Here is an 18,931-nt window from a genome sequence, read left to right on the forward strand (position 1 = left end):
TGGCTAGCCGGCGCGCTGCACCGCGGCAATGAGCTTGTCCAGGGTCGCGTCGAGGCGGGCGAGTTCGCCGGGCTCGATGCCCTCGAACAGCGCGGCCTCGCGCTGGCGGCCCAGCGCGCCGACGGTTTCGTGCAGCGCCTTGCCTGCCGCCGTGAGATAGAGCCGGCTGCGGCGCCTGTCCGTGGGGTCGTCATGGCGCTGCATGCGCTTGTGCCGCTTCAGACCCGCCAGGGCGCGGCTCACCGCCATCTTGTCCAGGCCGGTGAGCTCGGCGATCTGCGTGGCCGTGAGCCCCGGTTGCACGCCAAGCACGGCCATCGCCCGCCATTCATTGAGCGTGAGGTGGTGCTCGCGGCCGACCCTTTCATGAAAAGGCCGCGCCGTGAGATTGACCACCCGCACCAGCTTGAAGAACAGCGGGTCCATGGCGCCGGCGGTTCAGCCCAGCAGTTTTCTCGCCGCGGCCGCGATGGCTTCGGGGCCCACGCGCGACTGCGCCTCCAGCACCGGCGCGTAGCCGACCGGAATGCGCGGCGCGCCGAGCCGCGCCACGCGGCATCCTGTGGCCTCGGCGGCACTGGCCGCGATCTCGGCGCCGAAGCCGGCCACCTGCACCGCCTCGTGCACCACCAGCAGCCGCTGGGTGCGTGCGCATGAGGCCAGCACCGTCTCGCGGTCCCAGGGCCAGAGCGTGCGCAGGTCGATCAGGTCGACCGTGATGCCTTCGGCCGCCAGTGCCTCGCAAGCTGCGGCGCACGCCTGCATCTGCTTGCTCCAGCTCACCAGCGTGAGCGCATTGCCGTCGCGCACGCGCCGCGCCTTGCCTAGCGGCACGGCCATGTCTTCGTTCACTTCGCCGCGCAGGCCCCAGAGTGTCTTGTGCTCGATGTAGACCACCGGATCGCCGCATTGCAGCGCGGCGCGCAGCAGGCTGTAGTTGTCCTGCGGCGTCGAGGGGTTCACCACCACCACGCCCGGCAGGTGCGCGAACCAGGCCTCGAGCGACTGCGAATGCTGCGCCGCCGAGGCATCCCAGATGCCGCCCGGCATGCGCGCCACCAGCGGGACGCGGCCCTGTCCGCCGAACATGAAGCGGTTCTTGGCGGCCTGGTTCACCAGTTCGTCCATGCCGCACAGTGCGAAGTCGACCACACGCATCTCGACCACCGGCCGGAGGCCCGCGAGCGCCATGCCGACGCCGGCGCCCATGATCGCGGCCTCGCTGATCGGCGTGTCGATCACGCGCTCGGCGCCGAAGGCCTGCTGCAGGCCCTTGTACTGGCCGAAGATGCCGCCGCGGCCCACGTCTTCGCCGAGCACCACCACGCGCGCATCGGCTTCCATCTCGCGCTGGATCGCGCGCACGGCGGCTTCGGAATAGCTCATGTCGAGGCCGCCGCCGGGCCGCCCCAAGGCGGGCTGCGCCCCCTCGGGGGGCAGCGAGGACACGCCAGTGCCGAGCGTGGGGGCCTTGTTCAGTGCCATTGGCCGGCTCCGGTGGTCTGCACATCGGTGAAGGCCGCCTCGGCATCGGGCCACGGCGCCGCATCGGCAATGGCCAGCGCGGTGTCCACCTCGTCGCGCGCCGCGTTCTCGATGGCATCGAGCGTGGCCGCGCTGACGCCGGCCGAGAGCAGGTGCCCACGCGTCCGCGCGATCGGATCGGTTTCGAGCGCGGCCGCGAGTTCGGCCGCATCGCGGTAGGCCGCGACGTCCACCGACACATGGCCCTTCACGCGGTACGTCAGCGCATGCAGCAGGCGCGGCCCGCCGCCGCTGCGTACTTCGCGCACCAACCGTGCGGCGGCTTCGTGCACCGCGAACACGTCGTTGCCGTCGACCTGCGTGGCCGCGATGTCCATCGAGGCGGCGCGCGCCGACGCGCCGTCGCCGGCCGTCATCGGCCCGCTCGCGGTGGTGGCGCTCCAGCGGTTGTCCTCGCAGACGAAGAGCACAGGCAGTTCGTACACGCGCGCCCAGTTCAGCGCCTCGAGAAACGGGCCGCGGTTGATCGCGCCGTCGCCAAAGAAGCAGACCGTGATGTCGTCCTTCGTCTTGAGCAGCTTCTGCGCATGCGCCGCGCCCACAGCAATCGGCAGGCCCGCCGCCACCACGCCGTTCGCGCCCAGCATGCCGACCGAAAAGTCCGCGATGTGCATCGAGCCGCCCTTGCCACCGTTGAAGCCCGTGGCCTTGCCGAACAGCTCGCACATCATGCGGGCGAGGTCCGCGCCCTTGGCCAGCGTGTGGCCGTGGCCGCGGTGCGTGGAGGTGAGATAGTCGGTGGTCCGCAAGTGGGCGCACACGCCCGCGGGAACCGCCTCCTGCCCGGTCGAGAGATGCAGCGGCCCGCGCACCTTGGCGGCACCGGCCGCCTCTTGGCCGTAGGCGCTCACGCCACCCTGGCTGGCCGCTTCGGCCGCGTTTTCGAACGCACGGATGCGCACCATGGTGCGGTACAGCGCCTCTCCGGCGCCCGTTGAAATGCTCGAGCCCATCTTGTTTCCAACGCTTTTGAAGCAAGCGATCTGGCAAAAATCGTATCAAACGAGAGGAAATTTCTACACCGGACTTACCCGCCGAGAGACGCCATGGCGGTATCGGTAACTTAAGCTCGTCTTTTCCACCCTGCCGTCGCATATCCTCGGACCCGCACTCCAGAGAGACCCAGCCCCTTGCCGTCGACCAAAGCCTCCGTCCCCCTGTCCCGTCCGGCGACGATGGCCGACGTGGCCGCACGTGTCGGCGTCTCGAAGATGACGGTGTCGCGTGCGCTCAACCGCCGCACCGGCAGCGACCGAGCGACCTCGGAGGCGCTGCGCCAGCGCATCCTCCAGGCCTGCGAAGAAATGGGCTACGTGATCGACCAGACCGCGCGCACCTTCTCCAGCAAGCGCTCGGGCTTCGTCGCGGTGCTCATCCCGTCGCTGAACAACTCCAATTTTTCCGAGACGGCGCAAGGCATCGCCGCCGCGCTGGAAGCACGCGGGCTCCAACTGCTGCTGGGCTACACCGACTACCGCGTGGAAACCGAGGAGCGCCTGCTGCGCGCCATGCTCGCGCGCCGGCCCGAAGGCGTGGTCCTCACGGGCGGCGCCCACACGCCGACCGCGCGCGCCATGCTGCAAGCGGCCGGCATCCCGGTGATCGAGACCTGGGACCTGCCCGCCACCCCCATCGAGCACACGGTCGGCTTCTCGAACGCCCAGGCCGCCGCCGCAATGGTGCGGCACCTGCACGGCCAGGGCTACCGGCGCATCGCCTTCATCGGCGGCACGTCCAACCGCGACACCCGCGGCGCCGACCGGCAACGCGGCTACGCCGAGGCGATCCGCGAACTGGGCTTGCCCGGCGGGCGCGTCATCAGCTTCGGGCAGCCGCCCATCTCCATGGCGGAAGGCGGCGAGGCCGTGGTGCAGCTGATCCGGCAGTGGCCAGACGTGGACGCGGTGATGTGCGTGTCCGACCTCTCGGCCTTCGGCGCGCTGATGGAATGCCGGCGACGCGGCTGGGACGTGCCGGGCCGCATCGCGATCGCGGGCTTCGGCGACTTCGAGGTGGCCCGCGCCTGCCACCCGCGCCTCACGACCGTGGCCGTGGACTGCGTGGGCATCGGCAGGGCCGCCGGCGAACTGCTGCTGCGGGTGATCGACGGCACCCGCGAAGGCGTCCGGCCGCCCGCCGAAACGGTGCTGATCCCGTTCCGCATCGAGCAGCGGGAAAGCAGCTGAGGAAGGGCGCTCAGGCCGCGGCGGCGGTTTCCGCGCCGGTGTCGGCGAAGTCGATCAGCACCTTCATCGCCTGCTTCCGGTCGCTCGCCAGTTCGAAGGCCTCGCGCGCCTGCAGCATCGGAAAGGTGTGCGACACGACCGGCGACAGGTCGACCCGCCCTTCGTTAATGAGCCGCACCGCCAGCGCAAACTCCGCATGGAAGCGGAACGAGCCGCAGATGCTGAGCTCCTTCGCCACCACCATGTTCTGCGGAATGCTCACGTCGCCGCCCAGCCCCAGCTGCACCACCACGCCGCGCGGGCGCATCACTTCGAGCCCGTCGCGCAGCGCGCGCTCGTTGCCGGAGCATTCGAGCATCACGTCGAACGTGCCCTTGTCGGCCGAATAGCGCGAAACCCAGGCCTTGTCCTGCGCCACGTTGAGGGTGTGGTCGGCGCCCATGGCGCGCGCAATGGCCAGCGGTTCGTCGACCACGTCGGTGGCGACGATCTCGGCCGCGCCATGCGCACGCGCGGCGGCGATGGCCAGCACGCCGATGGGCCCGCAGCCCGACACCAGCACGCGCTTGCCCAGCAGCGGGCCGGCGCGCGACACGCCATGCAGCCCGACCGAGAACGGCTCGGCCAGCGCCGCGAGGCGCAGCGGCACATGGTCGGCCACCTTCACGCACTGCGTGGCCTCGCACAGCAGCATGTTGCGGAACGCGCCCTGCACGTGCGGCATGCGCATCGCACTGCCGTAGAAGCGCATGTCCAGGCACTGGTTGGGCAGGCCTTCGAGACAGAACTTGCAGGCGCCGCACGGGCGGCTCGGGTTGATTGCCACCTTGTCGCCGATGCGCACGCTGTCGACGCCGGGCGCCGTGGCCACCACGGTGCCGGCCACTTCGTGGCCCAGCACCATCGGCTCCTTGATGCGAACGGTGCCGAAGCCGCCGTTGTGAAAGTAGTGCAGGTCGGAGCCGCAGATCCCGCCCATGCCGACCTTCACCAGCACCTGGCCCGGGCCGATGTCTCCGGCGTCCTGTTCCTCCAGGCGCAGGTCGTCGGGGGCATGGATCACGAGGCACATACAGCGCATACGCATGGGGTTCTCCTTCAGGCCGTCAGGCGACCGGGGTGACGAGGGGCTGGCCACCGAAGTGGGCCTCGAGGTTGCGGCGAACCAGTTCGCCCATGGCGCGGCGCGTCTGCTCGGTGCCGCTGCCGTGGTGCGGATGCAGCACCACATTGTCGAGCGCCGCAAAGCGCGCGTCGATGCGCGGCTCGTTCAGGAACACGTCGAGCCCCGCACCCGCGATGGTGCGCTGCTCGAGCGCCTGCAGCAGAGCGCCTTCGTCCACCGTGGTGCCGCGCGACACATTCACGAGCCAGCCCTTGGGGCCCAGCGCTCGCAGCACCTCGGCATTGACGATGCCGCGCGTGGCTTCGCCGCCGGGCAGGATGACGATGAGCACATCGCACCACTCGGCCATGGCCGCGAGGCTGCCGAAATGGCGGAGCGGGCTGTCTTCGCGCGCCGTGCGGCTGAAGTAGCCCAGCTCCAGATCGAAACCCGAGAGCCGCCGCGCGATGGTGCTGCCGATGCGCCCGAAGCCGGCAATGCCCACGCGCTGGCCGAAGACGCGCGTGGCCAGCGGCATCGGGCCCTTGGCCCACTCGCCGCTGCGCACGAAGCGGTCGCCGGCCGGAATGCGCCGCTGCAGCGCGAGCGTGAGCCCCACGGCCAGGTCGGCCACGTCGCCGTTGAGCACGTCGGGCGTGTTGGTCACGCGGATGCCGCGCGCGCGGCAGGCCGCGAGGTCGATGCCGTCGGTGCCCACGCCGTAGCAGGCGACCAGCTCCAACTTGGGCAGCGAGGCGATGAGTTCGGTGCTGGCACCCAACTCGCCGCGCGTGGCCACGGCGCGGATGTGCGGGGCATGCTCGGCGATGAAGGCTTGGCGGTCCGGCGCCTCCCACCAGCGAAGCAGCGTGTAGCTCGCCGCCATGGGCGTCATGTCCCATTCCGGATAGGGGCCGGGCATCAGCACATGCGGGGCGGTAGGGGTGGTGGTCAAGCGGGTGCTCCTGCGGGATGGCGCGGCTGCGCGCATGATTGATACCGGTAACTTTACCCGCTGCGCAGGTGAAGCCGCAAGCAAGGTTTCACCGGTTGACGGAACAATGAGATACCGGTAACGTATTTGAGTGCCGCCTTGCGCCACCGCGCCCATCCATTCAAGGAGCTCCGCTTGAAACTGTTCGACCTGTCCGGGCGCATCGCCCTCATCACCGGCTCCAGCAAGGGCATCGGCTTTGCGCTGGCCGCGGCGCTGGGTTCGGCCGGCGCGCGCATCGTGCTCAACGCACGCGATGCCGGCGCGCTGGAAGCCGCGCGCGACGCCTTGCGCGCCCGGGGCGTGGCGGCCGAGGCCGTGGCTTTCGACGTGACCGATGCCGCCGCGGTGGAGGCGGGCGTGGCCCGCATCGAGGCCGATATCGGCCCCGTCGACATCCTGGTCAACAACGCCGGCATGCAGCATCGCGGCGCCTTTGCGGAGTTCCCGATCGATGCCTGGCACAAGATCACCACCACCAACATCGACAGCGTGTTCTTCGTCGGCCGCTTCGTCGCGCAGCGCATGATCGAGCGCAAGCGCGGCAAGATCATCAATGTCTGCTCGGTGCAAAGCGAGCTGGGCCGTCCGGGCATTGCGCCCTACGCCGCCACCAAGGGCGCGGTGAAGATGCTCACCAAGGGCATGGCGATCGACCTCGGCAAATACGGCATCCAGGTCAATGGCCTGGGGCCGGGCTATTTCAAGACCGAGCTGACGCAGACGCTGGTGGCCGACGAAGCTTTTACCGCGTGGCTTTCCGGCCGCACGCCCGCCGGGCGCTGGGGCGACGTCGAGGAGCTGGGCGGCGCGGCGATCTTCCTGGCGTCGGACGCGTCGAGCTTCGTCAACGGCCACATTCTCTACGTGGACGGCGGCATCACCGCCAGCCTCTGATCCATGACTTCGCAGCCAGCACGCCAGCGCGTGGCCGTGATCGGCGTCGGCATCATGGGCTCGGCCATTGCGCGCCGCCTGCTCGAATGCGGGCACGCGGTGTGCGTGTTCGATCTCGATTCCGCCCGCGTCGCCGAGATGGCGCGGCACGGCGCACGGGCTGCCGGCAGCGCGGCCGCAGCCGCGGCGGCGAGCGACTTCGTCATCACCAGCCTCAATTCGGCCGCCGTGGTGGAGCGCGCGCTCTTCGGCGAAACCGGCGTGGCCGCCGCCGAGCCCGCGGACTCGCGCCGGCTGCTGATCGACATGTCGTCCATCGACCCGGTCTCCACGCGGCGGCTCGCGCAGTCGCTGCGCGAGCGCACGGGCATGGGCTTCGTCGATGCGCCGCTCTCGGGCGGGGCGCCCAAGGCCCTGCTCGGCCAGCTGACGGTCATGGCCGGCGGCAGCGAGGACGACGTGGCACGCGCGCGCGCCGTGATGGACAGCCTGTGCGCCAACTACACCCGCATGGGCGAGAGCGGCGCGGGGCAGACCACCAAGCTGGTCAACCAGCTGCTCTGCGCCATTGGCTTCCAGGCCGTGGCCGAGGCGGTGCGCCTGGCGGAGGCGGGCGGCGTCGACGCGTCGAAGCTGCACGCCGCGCTGGCCGGCGGCCGGGCCGACAGCCAGATCCTGCGCGAGTTCGGCCCCAAGATGGCGGCGCGCGACTTCACGCCCACCGGCCGCATCGACAACATGCTCAAGGACCTCGAGGCGGTGCAGGCCTTTGCACAGGGCGAGCGCCTGCCGCTGCCGCTGCCGCTGGCGGGCGCCGTCTCCGAGCTGCATCGCGCCTTCGTGGCGGCCGGGCTCGGGGCCGAGGACACGGCGGCCATGATGCGGCAGTTCAACGGCTACGCGCGCGACTGAAGCGCGCATCGGCTCCACAGTTCAATCCAGGAAAGAAGACATCATGTTCATCCGCTGCGCGTTTTTCCGGGGCCGGGTCAAGGCAGGCATGGAAGAGGCTTTCGACCGGCACGTGCACGACAAGCTGGTGCCGCTCTGGACCCGCTTTCCCGGCGTGCTCGAAGTGCGCGTGCTGCGCCAGATCGAAAGCGACGTGAGCGATCCCGAATTGGCGATGGTGCTGTCGACCCGCTATGCGAGCCGCGAAGACATCGCGCGCGCGCTCGATTCACCCGTGCGCTATGAAAGCCGCGAGGTGTCGAAGCATCTGTTCGAGATGTTCGACGGCACGGTTTTTCACACGGTGTTCAGCGCCGAGGAATTTCCGCTGGCCGCGAGTTGACGCGGATCTTTCGCGGGGTTTGATTCCAAGCCTGCGAATGATTCTCAAATGCATCGGTAGAATGGCGGACCCGTCCGAACGATTCTTTCCCGGCTGCAGCGCGCGTCGACCGGCGCAGCGCTCGCCCTTGCCTTTCCGATGCACAAGTTTTTTCTGGCAACGCCTCTCGCACTCGCGGGGACCCTTGCTCACGCGCAAATCGCCGGTACCGCCGACACCGCAGCCTCCAACACCGCCGGCGTGCGCGGGCAACTCGACACCGTCACGGTCGAGTCCAGCTCGACCCGCGGGTTCGTCGCCAATACCGTGGAAGCCGGCACTTTCCGCGGCGCCAGCATTTTTGGACGTGCCCGCGACGGTCAACACCGTCACGCGCGACGTGCTGGAGCTGCAGGGCGCGGCCAGCATCTACGAGGCGCTGCGCAACACGGCCGGAGTGACGCGCCAGCAGAACGGCGGCGACACCTTCGACCAGCTCGTGATCCGCGGCATCGCGGTCGAAAACCGGACGAACTACAGGCTCAACGGCTCGCTTGCAATTCCCAACATCTCCGAAATTCCCATGGAGAACAAGGAGCGCGTCGAGGTGCTGAAGGGCGCATCGGCGCTCTACTACGGCTTCACCACACCGGCCGGCATCGTCAACCTCGTGACCAAGCGCGCCGGCAGCACGCCCGTGAGCACCGTGGGCCTCACGGTCGACGACCGCGGCTCGGCGCAGGCGCTGGTCGACCTCGGGCGCCAGTTCGGCGACCAGAAGCAGCACGGCGTGCGCATCAACGCAGCCGGTGGGCGCATCGGCTCCAACATCGACGACGTGGACGGCCACCGCCGGTTCGTGTCGGCGGCGTTCGACTGGCGCGTCAACAGCCGGCTCACCCTCAAGGCCGACGTCGAGAACTACCGCAAGCGCATCACGGAGCAGGCGGGCATCACCAGGCTCGCGGCCGTCAACGGCGTGATCGCGCTGCCCGCCCTCCCGAACCCCGACAAACTGCTCGGGCCGCCATGGGCCGTGTTCGATGCCGAGGTCACCAACACCCAGCTGCGCGCCGACTACTCGCTCAGCGACAACTGGGCGCTGACCGTGGAAGCCGGCCACTCCGAAGCCGAGCGCGACCGCCGGCTTGCGAGTTTCAGCAACTACAACGTGCGCACCGGCACCGGCCGCATCACCGGCAACGACCAGAGCCTGAAGCAGACCTCGGACCTGTTTCGCACCGAACTGTTCGGCACCTTCTCGACCGGCAGCGTGCAGCATGAACTCACGCTCGGCGCCGCGCGCAGCAAGAAAACCCAGGACCCGATCTTCCAGCGCAACTACGGCGGCGCAAGCACGGTGCAGAACCTGTACAACCCGGTCTCCATCGGCTACTTGCCGCTGACGGCGCTCCCGACCCGGCCCACCACCGGCGCCCAGGAGAGCGAAGAACTGGGCCTCTATGCGCTCGACCGCATCACCTTCTCGCCGCAATGGCAACTGGTGCTCGGCGCACGCCGCACCCATTACGAGAGCACGCAGGGCGCAAGCGCCACGATTCCGTCCATCGCCTACGACGTGCGCAAGACCACGCCGCTTGCCGCGCTGAGCTACAAATTCACGCCCGCACTGATGGGCTATGTCTCCTATGCAGAGGGTGTCGAGGAAGGCGAGATCGCACCCGCCGGCACCGCCAACCAGAACGCCCACATGCCGCCCGGCGTGAGCAAGCAGAAGGAAATCGGCCTGCGCTGGCTCACCGACGGCGGCCTGCTGCTGTCGGGCGCCCTGTTCGACATCGAACGGCCCGGCGCCTACACCAACAGCGCCAACACCTTCGTGGCCGACGGGCGCCAGCGTTACCGCGGCCTTGAAGTCTCTGCACAGGGTCGCCTGACGCGCGAGCTCGCCTGGCAGCTGTCGGCCCAGTCGCTCGACGCCGAGTTTCGCGGCATCAACGCGCAATACAACGGCAAGATGCCCGAGAACACGGCGAAGCAAACAGCCAGCGCATTTCTCTCGTACGACATCGCCGCGGTGCCGGGCCTGTCGGTCAACGCCGGCGCGTATTACACGGGGCGCCGTCCGGTGGACGACTTGAACCAGGCCTTCATCGGCGGCAACACCCTCTTCGGTTTGGGCGCGCGCTACGTGACGCAGCTGTTCGGCAGGCGCACGCTGTGGCAGGTCAATGTCGACAACGTCGCCGACAAGCGGTACTGGGCGGCGGCCGGAACGCGGCTGGCGGTCGGCGCGCCGCGCAGCATCAAGGCGACGCTCAAGGTCGATCTTTGATCAGCCCGCAAGGCAACGGCGGCCCTTCACATCCTTCTTTTTCTCCATGGCTTTTCTGAGACGGTTCTGGTTCCAGACCCACTGGTTCATCGGCATCACGGCCGGCAGTGTGCTCGTGCTCATCGGGCTGACCGGTGCCGTGCTGTCATTTCGCGCCGAGATCGTCGATGCGATCAATCCCGAACTGCGCCACATGGCCAATCCGAACGGCGCGGCGGCGCTGCTGCCCGCGGCGCTGGTGGAACACCTGCAGGCGTCGCATCCGGCACGCCGGATCGCTGCGCTCACCGTGTTCGCCGAGCCCGGACGGCCGGCGCGCGTCAATTTCGCGCCGCCGGAAGGCCAGCGGCAGGGCGAGGTGCGGCTGGCCGATCCCTGGACCGCCGAGCTGCTGCCTGTACCGAAGGGCGATGCCTTCTTCGAGTTCGTCGAGCACCTGCACCGCTGGCTGCTGCTGCCTCGCGATGCGGGCAAGCCTGTCACCGGCACCCTGGCCGTGGGGCTGCTGATTCTTGCGCTGTCGGGCCTCTACCTGCGATGGCCGCGCCGGCCCCTCGCCTGGCAGGCCTGGCTGAAGCTGGACTTCGCGCTCACCGGCCGCGCGTTTCTCTGGAACCTGCATGCCGTGTTCGGCACCGTCGCGTTGCTCGTGTACCTGGTCTCGAGCCTCACGGGCATGTACTGGGCCTTCGATGCCGTGCGCTCGACCGTCGACAACGCCGCCGGCGAGGGCCGCATGGTTCGCACGCAACGCATGCAGAGCGGCGCCGCGCCGCCGGCCCAAGCCGCGGCAGTGCCCAAGCCCGACCTGCAGCGGGTGTGGCGATCCTTCCTCGAAGAAACCAACGGCGACTGGAGCCTTGTCACGCTGCGCCTGCCGACCCGCAATGCATCGCAGCTCGAAGCAACCTACCTGCGCACGCACCCCGAGCACGAGCGCGCACGCAACCGCCTGTATCTCGACGCCGCCACGGGCGAAACCGCCCGGCATGAGCGCTATGCCGACAAGCCGCTCGCGGGCCGGCTGGTCAACAGCATCTATCCGATGCACATGGGCACCTATTGGGGGCTGCCGGGCCGCATCGTGATGCTGCTCAGCAGCCTGGGCCTGGCGCTGTTCGCGATCACGGGGTGGATGCTCTACCTCGGACGCCGGCGCACGAAACGCGCCGTGCGCGACGAGCGCGCGCGGCTGAACCCTGTACTACATCCGCAACCGGCCGGGCCGGGCGCCGAACCAGTGCTGCTCACCTTTGCAAGCCAGACCGGCCAGGCCGAGCGCATCGCGCTGCAGACGGCGGCGGTGCTGCAATCGGCCGGCATTGCCGTGGTGCTGCAGCCGCTGGTCCGGTTGAGCGTGGACGCACTGCGGCACTACCGCAAGGTGCTGCTGGTGGCCAGCACCTTCGGCGACGGCGATCCGCCGGACAGCCTGCGTGCCTTTGCGCGCCAGTTCGCGCGGCAGACCGGCGCCGGCTTGCAGCATGTGCACTACGGCTTGCTCGCTTTGGGCGACAGGCAATACGCCAACTTCTGCGGCTTCGGCCGGGCCCTGGACCACGATCTGCGCGGCCATGGCGCGCAGGCGCTGTTTCCGATGATCGAGGTGAGCAACGGCGATGCCGGCGCCATCGCGCGCTGGCAGCAGTCGCTGGCCGAAGCCTTCGAGGTGCAGTCCGGCGCCTGGCAGGCGCACGAACCCCAGGCGGCTCCTTTCGAGCCCTGGCGCCTCGTGCGCCGGACCTTGCTCAACGCAGGCAGCCAGGGCGATCCTCTGTTCGAACTCGAGTTGACGAACCCAGGTTCGGCGGACTGGATGCCCGGCGCGCTCGTTGAATTGCTGCCGCGCCATCCCGTCCATGCCGTCGAAGATTTCCTGCGCCGCACCGGGCTCGACGGACGCACGCTCGTCCGTTGGGGCGCGCATGAGTGCACGCTCGAAGGTGCCTTGGCTCGCAGCATGCTTCCCGCCGCGCCGCCTCCGGTTGCAACTGCGCAGGCGTTGGCGGACGCGTTGCAGCCGCTGGCGCCGCGACGCTATTCGGTCGCATCGATCACGGCCGACGGCTGCGTGCAATTGCTGGTGCGCCAGGCCCGCCACGGAAGCGGAATGGGTGTCGCATCAGGCTGGCTGACCGCGTGGGCGCCCCTCGATGCATCGGTCGAGCTTCGCCTGCTGTCCAATCCCGGCTTTGCGCCGGTCGACGATGAAGCGCCATGCATCTTCATCGGCAACGGCTCGGGTTTCGCCGGCCTGCGCGCGCACCTTCGCGAGCGGGCGCGGCGAGGGCAGGGGCGCAACTGGCTGGTGTTCGGCGAGCGGCAGGCCGCGCACGACGCCTTCTGCGCCGCTGAAGTTGCGCAATGGCAAGCGGCCGGGGTGCTGGAGCGCGTCGACCTGGTGTTCTCGCGCGACCAGGCGCAACGCCTGTACGTGCAGGACCGCCTGCGCGAGGCCGCCGAGGTGCTGCGCCGATGGGTCGCCGGCCACGCCGTGATCTACGTCTGCGGCAGCCTCGAGGGCATGGCGCCGGGCGTCGACGAGGCTCTGCGCGACGTGCTGGGTGTGTCCGTCTACGACAACCTGGTCGCGCAAGGGCGCTACCGGCGCGATGTCTACTGAGCCGCTTCCCGCAGGCACTGCGCAAACTGCGCGACGACCGGCGGACTGGCTCGCGGCTTGCGTTGCAGAAGGCCCACTTCGCGATAGAACGTGAGCTCGCCAAGGGGTAGCGCGCGAACGCTGGCAGGCAGCGGAAGGTGCGCCTCCACCAGCGGGACGAGCGCCACGCCCAGCCCCTTGGAGGCCATGTGGATGAGGCCGGGTATCTCGTCGACTTCGATGGAGTCCTTGACCGCGATGCCTTCGCGGCGGAGAAACCGCTCCACCATGCGTCCGCCGAAGGATGCACGGTCATAGCGCAGGAACGGCTGTTCCTGGATGAGCGCGCGCCAATCTTTTCCGGCGACCTTCTTCGGCGCGATGAGCACATACGGTTCGTGCACCAGCGATTGCCACGTGAGGTCCGGAAGGATGCCGAACGGAGGCCGGATGATCACTGCCGCGTCGATCTTGCCGGCGTCCAGGTCGTCCATCAGCCGCATGGACACCCCGGGCGACACATGAACGCGCAGCAGGGGAAGTGTGTTGCGCAGCTTTGCAAGCGCCCGAGCGACCAGCGTCGACTGCGTCGAGGCAATGGCGCCGATGCGCAGCAGCCCGCCGTTGGCGGCATCGTCCGGAAGCTCGCCGAGCTTGGCGTACAGAGCGCAGATCTCTTCGGCGCGCACCAGCGTGGTCTCGCCCGCCGCATTCAAGGTGGCGGACCGCCCGGTCCGGTCGAAGAGTGCGAAGCCCAGGGCCTCCTCGAGCCGCTTGATCTGGCTGCTGACCGCCGACTGGGTCAGGCCGATGCGATCGCCCGCGGCAGCGAACGTTCCGTGGCGGCAGACGGTGATGAAGGTTCTGAGCTCGTTGATCATGACCCGAGCATCTCAAGAATCGATGCCCGGATCAATGACTCATCACGGCCGATCATGCGTGCGTGGCCGCGCTACCGCGCTTCGTACGCTTCCATCGGCTTGTCGGTGGGATTGGCCCAGGCCGCCTTCGTCAAGGCACTGGCCGGCAGACCGACCTTCGAGTTGTGAGGCGGAATGGGTTGCATGAACCACTTGTCGTAAATGCGCGCGGCCTCTCCGCTCCTGGCCAGCGACATCACGCTCTGGTCGACCAGCTTCTTGAACGCGTCGTCTCCCTTGGGAAGCATGATCGCGATCGGCTCGACGCTCAGGACCTGGTCGAGCAGCTTGTACTGCGCCGGCTCCCTGCTCTTGGAAATCAGCGTGGCGAGGATCTGGCCGTCGGCCGCGAAGCCGTCCACGCGACCCGACTCGAGCAGCAGGAAGCCTTCGCTGTTGTCCTTGGCGAGCACTTCCGAAATGTCGCCTGCACCCTCGCGCTTGAGTTTTCTCAGGAGTTGGACAGACGTGGTACCCGTGGTCGCGGCCACCGCCTTGCCGGCAAACTGCGCCGAAGACACGATGCCGGAGGACGCCTTGACGGCGATGCGAACACCTTCCACATAAAGGGTCGGCGCGAACGCCACGTCTTTCTGGCGCGCCGCGTTGTTCGTCGTGGTGCCGCACTCGATGTCGACCGTTCCGTTCTGCACCAGGGGAATGCGGTTCTGCGGCGTGACCAGCTGGTACTTCACGCTGATCTTCTCGAGCTGCAGTGCCTTCCTGATGTCTGCGACGACACGCTCGCAGACCTCGACATGAAAGCCCGTGTAGCTGCCCGGCCCGAGCGTGAAGGACATGGCGCCCGAGGCGTCGCGCACGCCCATGGTGATGGCGCCGGACTCCTTGATCTTCTTCAAGGTATCGGTTTGCGCAAAGGCGCTCCCGAAGGACAGCAGAAGTGCCGCGGCAGTGGCGCCGGCAACAAGAAAGTGTGTTTTCACGCAGGCCCCCTTCAGACCGCGAACAGCGAATCGAGATTCGCGAACGACTTCATCTCGATGGCATTGCCCGACGGGTCGAGAAAGAACATCGTCGCCTGTTCGCCGGGCTCGCCCTTGAACCGGATGTACGGCTCGATCACGAATTTGGTTTGCCGCGCGACGAGCTTGTCGGCCAGTGCCTGCCATGTGTCCATCGGAAGGATGGCGCCGAAATGGCGCACCGGCACGTCGTGGCCGTCTACCGCGCTGCTGGCCTTGTGGCCGCATTCGTCGGGGGCCAGGTGCGCCACGATCTGGTGGCCGTGGAAGTCGAAGTCGACCCACTCGGGCGCGCTGCGGCCCTCGGGGCATCCGAGCAGCTCGCCGTAGAAGGCGCGGGCTTCGGCGATGTCGCGAACGGGGAAAGCCAGGTGGAACGGAATTCTTTCGGTGGGTGCAGTCATGGTGGAAATCGCATCGGTGAGTTCAGATGGCCCGAACTTTAAGCAGCGGATCTCATAACCGAAAACGATATATTTTCTCGCTGAGCACGATTTTTTCCGATGATTCGCGCGCCCCGAGGAAGCCTGCATTCCTCGGGAATTCCCGGGTACTCAGCCCCTTGCCCCGATGGGATAGTTAGTTCGCCCTTCAAACTAACTAATTTCTTACACCGCTGGGCACCACCATCACAGGAGACACCGATGCAACTCAAGCACACCCTGGCCGCCATGGCCTTCGGCCTCACGGCAGTGAGCGCACTGGCCCAGACCGTCGTCGGCGTGAGCTGGTCCAACTTCCAGGAAGAGCGCTGGAAGACCGACGAGGCGGCCATCAAGGCGCAGCTCGAGAAGCTCGGCGCCAAGTACATCAGCGCCGACGCGGGCGGCTCGCCCGAAAAGCAGCTGGGCGACATCGAGGGGCTGATGTCCAAGGGCGCCAAGGCGCTCATCGTGCTTGCGATGGACAAGGACGCGATTCTTCCCGCCGTCACCAAGGCCACGCGCCAGAAGGTGCCCGTGGTGGCGTATGACCGGTTGATCGAAGCGCCCGGTGTTTTCTACATCACCTTCGACAACGTCGAGGTCGGCCGCATGGAAGCGCGCGAGGTCTTCAAGGTCAAGCCCAAGGGCAACTACGTGATCATCAAGGGCTCGCCGAGCGACCCGAACGCCGACTTCCTGCGCGCGGGCCAGCAAGAGGTGCTGGACGCGGCCGTGAAGAAGGGCGACATCAAGATCGTCGGCGACGAATACACCGAAGGCTGGAAGCCCGAGGTCGCGCAGAAGAACATGGAGCAGATCCTCACCAAGAACGGCAACAAGGTCGACGCGGTGGTGGCGGCCAACGACGGCACGGCCGGCGGCGCGGTGGCCGCGCTCACGGCCAAGGGCCTGCGCGGCATTCCGGTGTCGGGCCAGGACGCCGACTTCGCGGCGCTCAACCGCATTGCGCTGGGCACGCAGACCGCGACCATCTTCAAGGACTCGCGCGAACTTGGCCGCGAAGCTGCCAGCGCCGCCATTGCGCTGTCGCAGGGCAAGCCGGTCGAGAAGGCCGCGCCCTGGAACTCCGGGCCGAAGAAGATCTCGCTGTCGTCGCGCCTGCTGACACCGGTGCCGGTCACGCGCGACAACCTCGACGTGGTGGTGAAAGCCGGCTGGATCAAGAAGGACGAGCTCTGCAAGGGCGTGCAGGCCGCCAGCGCGCCTGCGGCGTGCAAGTAGCAACAGCGGCGAGCACAAGCGCTCGCCCATGATTCGCGCAGCACTGCGCCGGCCGGCCTGCGGGCCCGGCCGGAGGCGGCGCGCACCTGTACCTTCGAGAGGGCAATGGAAATGAGCAACCAAACACCAGGCTGGTGGCGGCGCACCGGCGTCGACCTGCGGCTGCTGTTGATGAGCGTGCTGCTGATCGCGATGGGCATCGTCTTCAACGTGATGTCCGGCGGCGTGTTTCTTTCGCCCGAGAACCTCTATAACGTGGCGCAGCAGACGGCCGTGGTGGGCATCGTCTCGACGGTGATGGTGCTGGTCATCGTGGCGCGCCACATCGACCTGTCGGTCGGCTCGGTCATGGGCTTCGTCGGCGTGCTGATCGCCTACCTGCAATACACCTCCGGCTGGTCGTGGCCCACGGCCTGCCTGGCGGGGCTCGCGGTGGCGCTGCTGGTGTCCATCTACCAGGGCTGGCTCACGGCGATGCTCGGCGTGCCGTCGTTCGTCGTCACGCTGGGGGGACTGATGTCGTTCCGCGGCGCCGCCTTCCTCGTGGCCGACGGCAAGACGCAGCCCGTGAACGACGAGTTTTTCCAGCGCCTGGGCGGCGGCTACGACGGCGGCATCGGCACGGCAGCGACCTGGGCCATTGCAGCGTTCGTCGCGGTGGTGCTGTTCGGCCGCATGCTGCAGAAGCGCCGCGCGCGCGCCCATCACGAGATGCCCAACGAGCCGCTGTGGATCGAGGTGCTGCTGACGGCGGTACCGGTGGCCGTGGTGTTCGTCTTCGCGGCGGTCATGAACAACTACCAGATCGCCTCGAAGGACGCGCCGCAGGGCCTGCCGATCCCGGTGCTGATCTGGGCCGTGGTCGCGATCGTGCTGTCGTTCATCGTGCACCGCACGCGCTTCGGCCGCTATGTGTTCGCGATGGGCGGCAACCCCGACGCCGCGGCGCTCGTGGGCATTCCGGTGAAGCGCGTCACGCTGATGCTGTTCGCGCTGCTCGCGGTGCTGGTGACGGTGGCGGCCATCGTGTCGATCGCGCGGCTCAACGCCGGCACCAATTCGCTCGGCTCGGGCATGGAGCTGTACGTGATTGCGGCCGCCGTCATCGGCGGCACGGCGCTCGCGGGCGGCAGCGGCTCGATCTTCGGCTCGGTGCTGGGCGCGCTCATCATGCAGTCGCTCGACAGCGGCATGCTGCTGCTCGACGTGCCCATCGGCAAGCGCATGGTCATCATCGGGCAGGTGCTGATCGTGGCTGTCGTGTTCGACGTGCTGTATCGCCGCAAGTTCGGGGAGAACTAGGATGAATTCCTGCTCCTCGATTCGTGTGGCGCGTTGTTCAGGGTCTGCTTCAGGGCACGCTCCCGCCGACGGGGTACCTTGCTCCGCGAATGTCCCCCGGCCTGCGGCCTCCTCCTTGATTTCGCTGCGCAAGGCACCCCATCGACGTGAGCGTTATTCAGAGCAGTCGTTGATCGGCGGTTCACCCAGAGCGTGCCCCAGTGCACAGGGCATCGGGTGCTCCCCGCAGCGAAATCAAGGAGGAGGGCGAAGCCCGGGGGACATTCGCGGAGGGGAGTACCCGGTGGCCTGTGCACGCGCTCTGAATAAGCGCGGCCCGAGTGCAAAAAAACCGCGCCTTGCCGAACCGCAAAAGGAATTCAAATGACCACGGCCGACACTTCAAAACCGCTGGTCGAACTGAAGGACATCCGCAAAGCCTTCGGCGGCGTGAAGGCCGTGGACGGCGTCAGCGTGAACCTCTACTCCGGCGAAGTGGTCGCGGTGCTAGGCCACAACGGCGCGGGCAAGTCCACGCTCATGAAGATGCTGGCGGGCGCCTACCCGATCGACTCCGGCGACACGCTGATCGCGGGCGAGAAGGTTCACATCCGCACACCCGCCGAGGCCCAGGCGCAAGGCATCGAGACCATCTACCAGACGCTCGCGCTGGCCGACAACCTCGACTCGGTGTCCAACCTCTTTCTCGGCCGCGAAAAGATGACGCGCTGGAACACGCTCGACGATCATTTCATGGAAGTGCAGGCGCGCAAGGTGTTCCAGCGCTTGAACAAGAACTTCACCAACATCCGCATTCCGGTGCGCCGGCTTTCGGGCGGCCAGCGGCAGGTGGTGGCGATTTCGCGCGCGCTGTACTTCAACGCGCGCATCCTCATCATGGATGAGCCCTGCGCCGCGCTCGGTCCCGAAGAAACCGCGATGGTCGGCGGGCTCGTGAAGCAGCTCAAGTCCGACGGCGTCGGCATCTTCCTGATCACGCACGACATGCCCGACGTGTTCTCGCTCAGCGACCGTGTCGCCGTCATGAAGAACGGCAAGCTCGTGGGCACCTACCGCACCGCGGACGTCACCGAAGACGAAGTGCTCGGCATGATCATCGCCGGCAAGCGCCCCGAGGGAAAAGAGCAGGCGCACAGGTGAAGACAGGCGCAGGCGCGGTCG

At 67.9% G+C, this 18,931-nt stretch carries 16 protein-coding genes and 1 pseudogene; 9 read left to right on the forward strand and 8 right to left on the reverse strand.

All coding sequences use genetic code 11. The features are described from left to right. Positions 1-3: 3 nt before the first annotated feature. The 3 genes from QFZ42_RS26875 to QFZ42_RS26885 all read right to left on the reverse strand — a co-directional run bounded on the left by QFZ42_RS26875 (position 4) and on the right by QFZ42_RS26885 (position 2,498). A complete protein-coding gene (locus QFZ42_RS26875) occupies positions 4-426 on the reverse strand; it encodes a MarR family winged helix-turn-helix transcriptional regulator (protein WP_307703887.1) in 423 nt (140 codons plus the stop codon). Between the two features lie 12 nt (positions 427-438). After that, complete coding sequence (locus QFZ42_RS26880; protein WP_307704315.1) at positions 439-1,386, reverse strand: alpha-ketoacid dehydrogenase subunit beta; 948 nt, start codon at positions 1,384-1,386, stop codon at positions 439-441. Between the two features lie 89 nt (positions 1,387-1,475). Next, positions 1,476-2,498, reverse strand: coding sequence for a thiamine pyrophosphate-dependent dehydrogenase E1 component subunit alpha (locus tag QFZ42_RS26885; RefSeq protein ID WP_307703888.1), 1,023 nt, complete (start codon positions 2,496-2,498; stop codon positions 1,476-1,478). A 222-nt stretch (positions 2,499-2,720) separates the two neighbouring features. On the opposite strand from QFZ42_RS26885, the gene QFZ42_RS26890 reads away from it, so the two are divergent. Further along, positions 2,721-3,731 carry a LacI family DNA-binding transcriptional regulator gene (locus QFZ42_RS26890; protein ID WP_307704316.1) on the forward strand — a complete coding sequence of 337 codons (1,011 nt, stop codon included), beginning with the start codon at positions 2,721-2,723 and terminating at the stop codon, positions 3,729-3,731. Positions 3,732-3,741: 10 nt separating this feature from the next. Here the strand turns inward: QFZ42_RS26890 and QFZ42_RS26895 are convergent, their stop codons facing one another. Together QFZ42_RS26895 and QFZ42_RS26900 are read right to left on the reverse strand one after the other, a co-directional pair. After that, positions 3,742-4,818: an L-idonate 5-dehydrogenase gene (locus QFZ42_RS26895; RefSeq protein WP_307703889.1), complete on the reverse strand. Its 1,077-nt coding sequence runs from the start codon at positions 4,816-4,818 to the stop codon at positions 3,742-3,744. Positions 4,819-4,837: 19 nt separating this feature from the next. Continuing rightward, positions 4,838-5,791, reverse strand: a complete 954-nt coding sequence (locus tag QFZ42_RS26900; RefSeq protein ID WP_307703890.1) for a 2-hydroxyacid dehydrogenase — start codon at positions 5,789-5,791, stop codon at positions 4,838-4,840. Between the two features lie 174 nt (positions 5,792-5,965). Between QFZ42_RS26900 and QFZ42_RS26905 the strand changes: the two genes are divergently transcribed. The 5 genes and pseudogenes from QFZ42_RS26905 (at position 5,966) to QFZ42_RS26925 (ending at position 12,919) form a co-directional block, all read left to right on the forward strand. Further along, positions 5,966-6,727, forward strand: coding sequence for an SDR family oxidoreductase (locus QFZ42_RS26905; protein ID WP_307703891.1), 762 nt, complete (start codon positions 5,966-5,968; stop codon positions 6,725-6,727). A 3-nt stretch (positions 6,728-6,730) separates the two neighbouring features. Beyond that, positions 6,731-7,639, forward strand: a complete 909-nt coding sequence (locus QFZ42_RS26910) for an NAD(P)-dependent oxidoreductase (RefSeq protein ID WP_307703892.1) — start codon at positions 6,731-6,733, stop codon at positions 7,637-7,639. A gap of 43 nt (positions 7,640-7,682) precedes the next feature. Further along, entirely contained in the window at positions 7,683-8,021 is a 339-nt protein-coding gene (locus QFZ42_RS26915) for a hypothetical protein (protein ID WP_307703893.1), read from the forward strand. A gap of 138 nt (positions 8,022-8,159) precedes the next feature. Then, positions 8,160-10,296 (forward strand): annotated as a pseudogene (locus QFZ42_RS26920) (TonB-dependent siderophore receptor). A gap of 46 nt (positions 10,297-10,342) precedes the next feature. Continuing rightward, a complete protein-coding gene (locus QFZ42_RS26925) occupies positions 10,343-12,919 on the forward strand; it encodes a sulfite reductase flavoprotein subunit alpha (RefSeq protein ID WP_307703895.1) in 2,577 nt (858 codons plus the stop codon). Here the strand turns inward: QFZ42_RS26925 and QFZ42_RS26930 are convergent. The 3 genes from QFZ42_RS26930 to QFZ42_RS26940 form a co-directional block, all read right to left on the reverse strand. Further along, positions 12,913-13,779: a LysR family transcriptional regulator gene (locus tag QFZ42_RS26930; protein WP_307703896.1), complete on the reverse strand. Its 867-nt coding sequence runs from the start codon at positions 13,777-13,779 to the stop codon at positions 12,913-12,915. The genes QFZ42_RS26925 and QFZ42_RS26930 overlap by 7 nt on opposite strands. A 71-nt stretch (positions 13,780-13,850) precedes the next feature. After that, positions 13,851-14,762 carry an amino acid ABC transporter substrate-binding protein gene (locus tag QFZ42_RS26935; protein ID WP_307703897.1) on the reverse strand — a complete coding sequence of 304 codons (912 nt, stop codon included), beginning with the start codon at positions 14,760-14,762 and terminating at the stop codon, positions 13,851-13,853. Between the two features lie 11 nt (positions 14,763-14,773). Next, the gene (locus tag QFZ42_RS26940; RefSeq protein ID WP_307703898.1) at positions 14,774-15,205 is read right to left on the reverse strand and encodes a VOC family protein; all 432 of its coding nucleotides are present in this window, start codon (positions 15,203-15,205) and stop codon (positions 14,774-14,776) included. 240 nt (positions 15,206-15,445) lie between these two features. Between QFZ42_RS26940 and xylF the strand changes: the two genes are divergently transcribed. The 3 genes from xylF (at position 15,446) to QFZ42_RS26955 (ending at position 18,910) form a co-directional block, all read left to right on the forward strand. After that, positions 15,446-16,468, forward strand: coding sequence for a D-xylose ABC transporter substrate-binding protein (xylF, locus tag QFZ42_RS26945; protein ID WP_307703899.1), 1,023 nt, complete (start codon positions 15,446-15,448; stop codon positions 16,466-16,468). Between the two features lie 111 nt (positions 16,469-16,579). Then, positions 16,580-17,770, forward strand: coding sequence for a sugar ABC transporter permease (locus QFZ42_RS26950; protein WP_307703900.1), 1,191 nt, complete (start codon positions 16,580-16,582; stop codon positions 17,768-17,770). Between the two features lie 363 nt (positions 17,771-18,133). Further along, the gene (locus QFZ42_RS26955) at positions 18,134-18,910 is read left to right on the forward strand and encodes an ATP-binding cassette domain-containing protein (protein WP_307703901.1); all 777 of its coding nucleotides are present in this window, start codon (positions 18,134-18,136) and stop codon (positions 18,908-18,910) included. The last annotated feature ends 21 nt before the right edge of the window (positions 18,911-18,931 follow it).

Origin of the sequence: Variovorax paradoxus (assembly GCF_030815855.1) — a bacterium.
Classification (GTDB): domain Bacteria; phylum Pseudomonadota; class Gammaproteobacteria; order Burkholderiales; family Burkholderiaceae_C; genus Variovorax; species Variovorax paradoxus_M.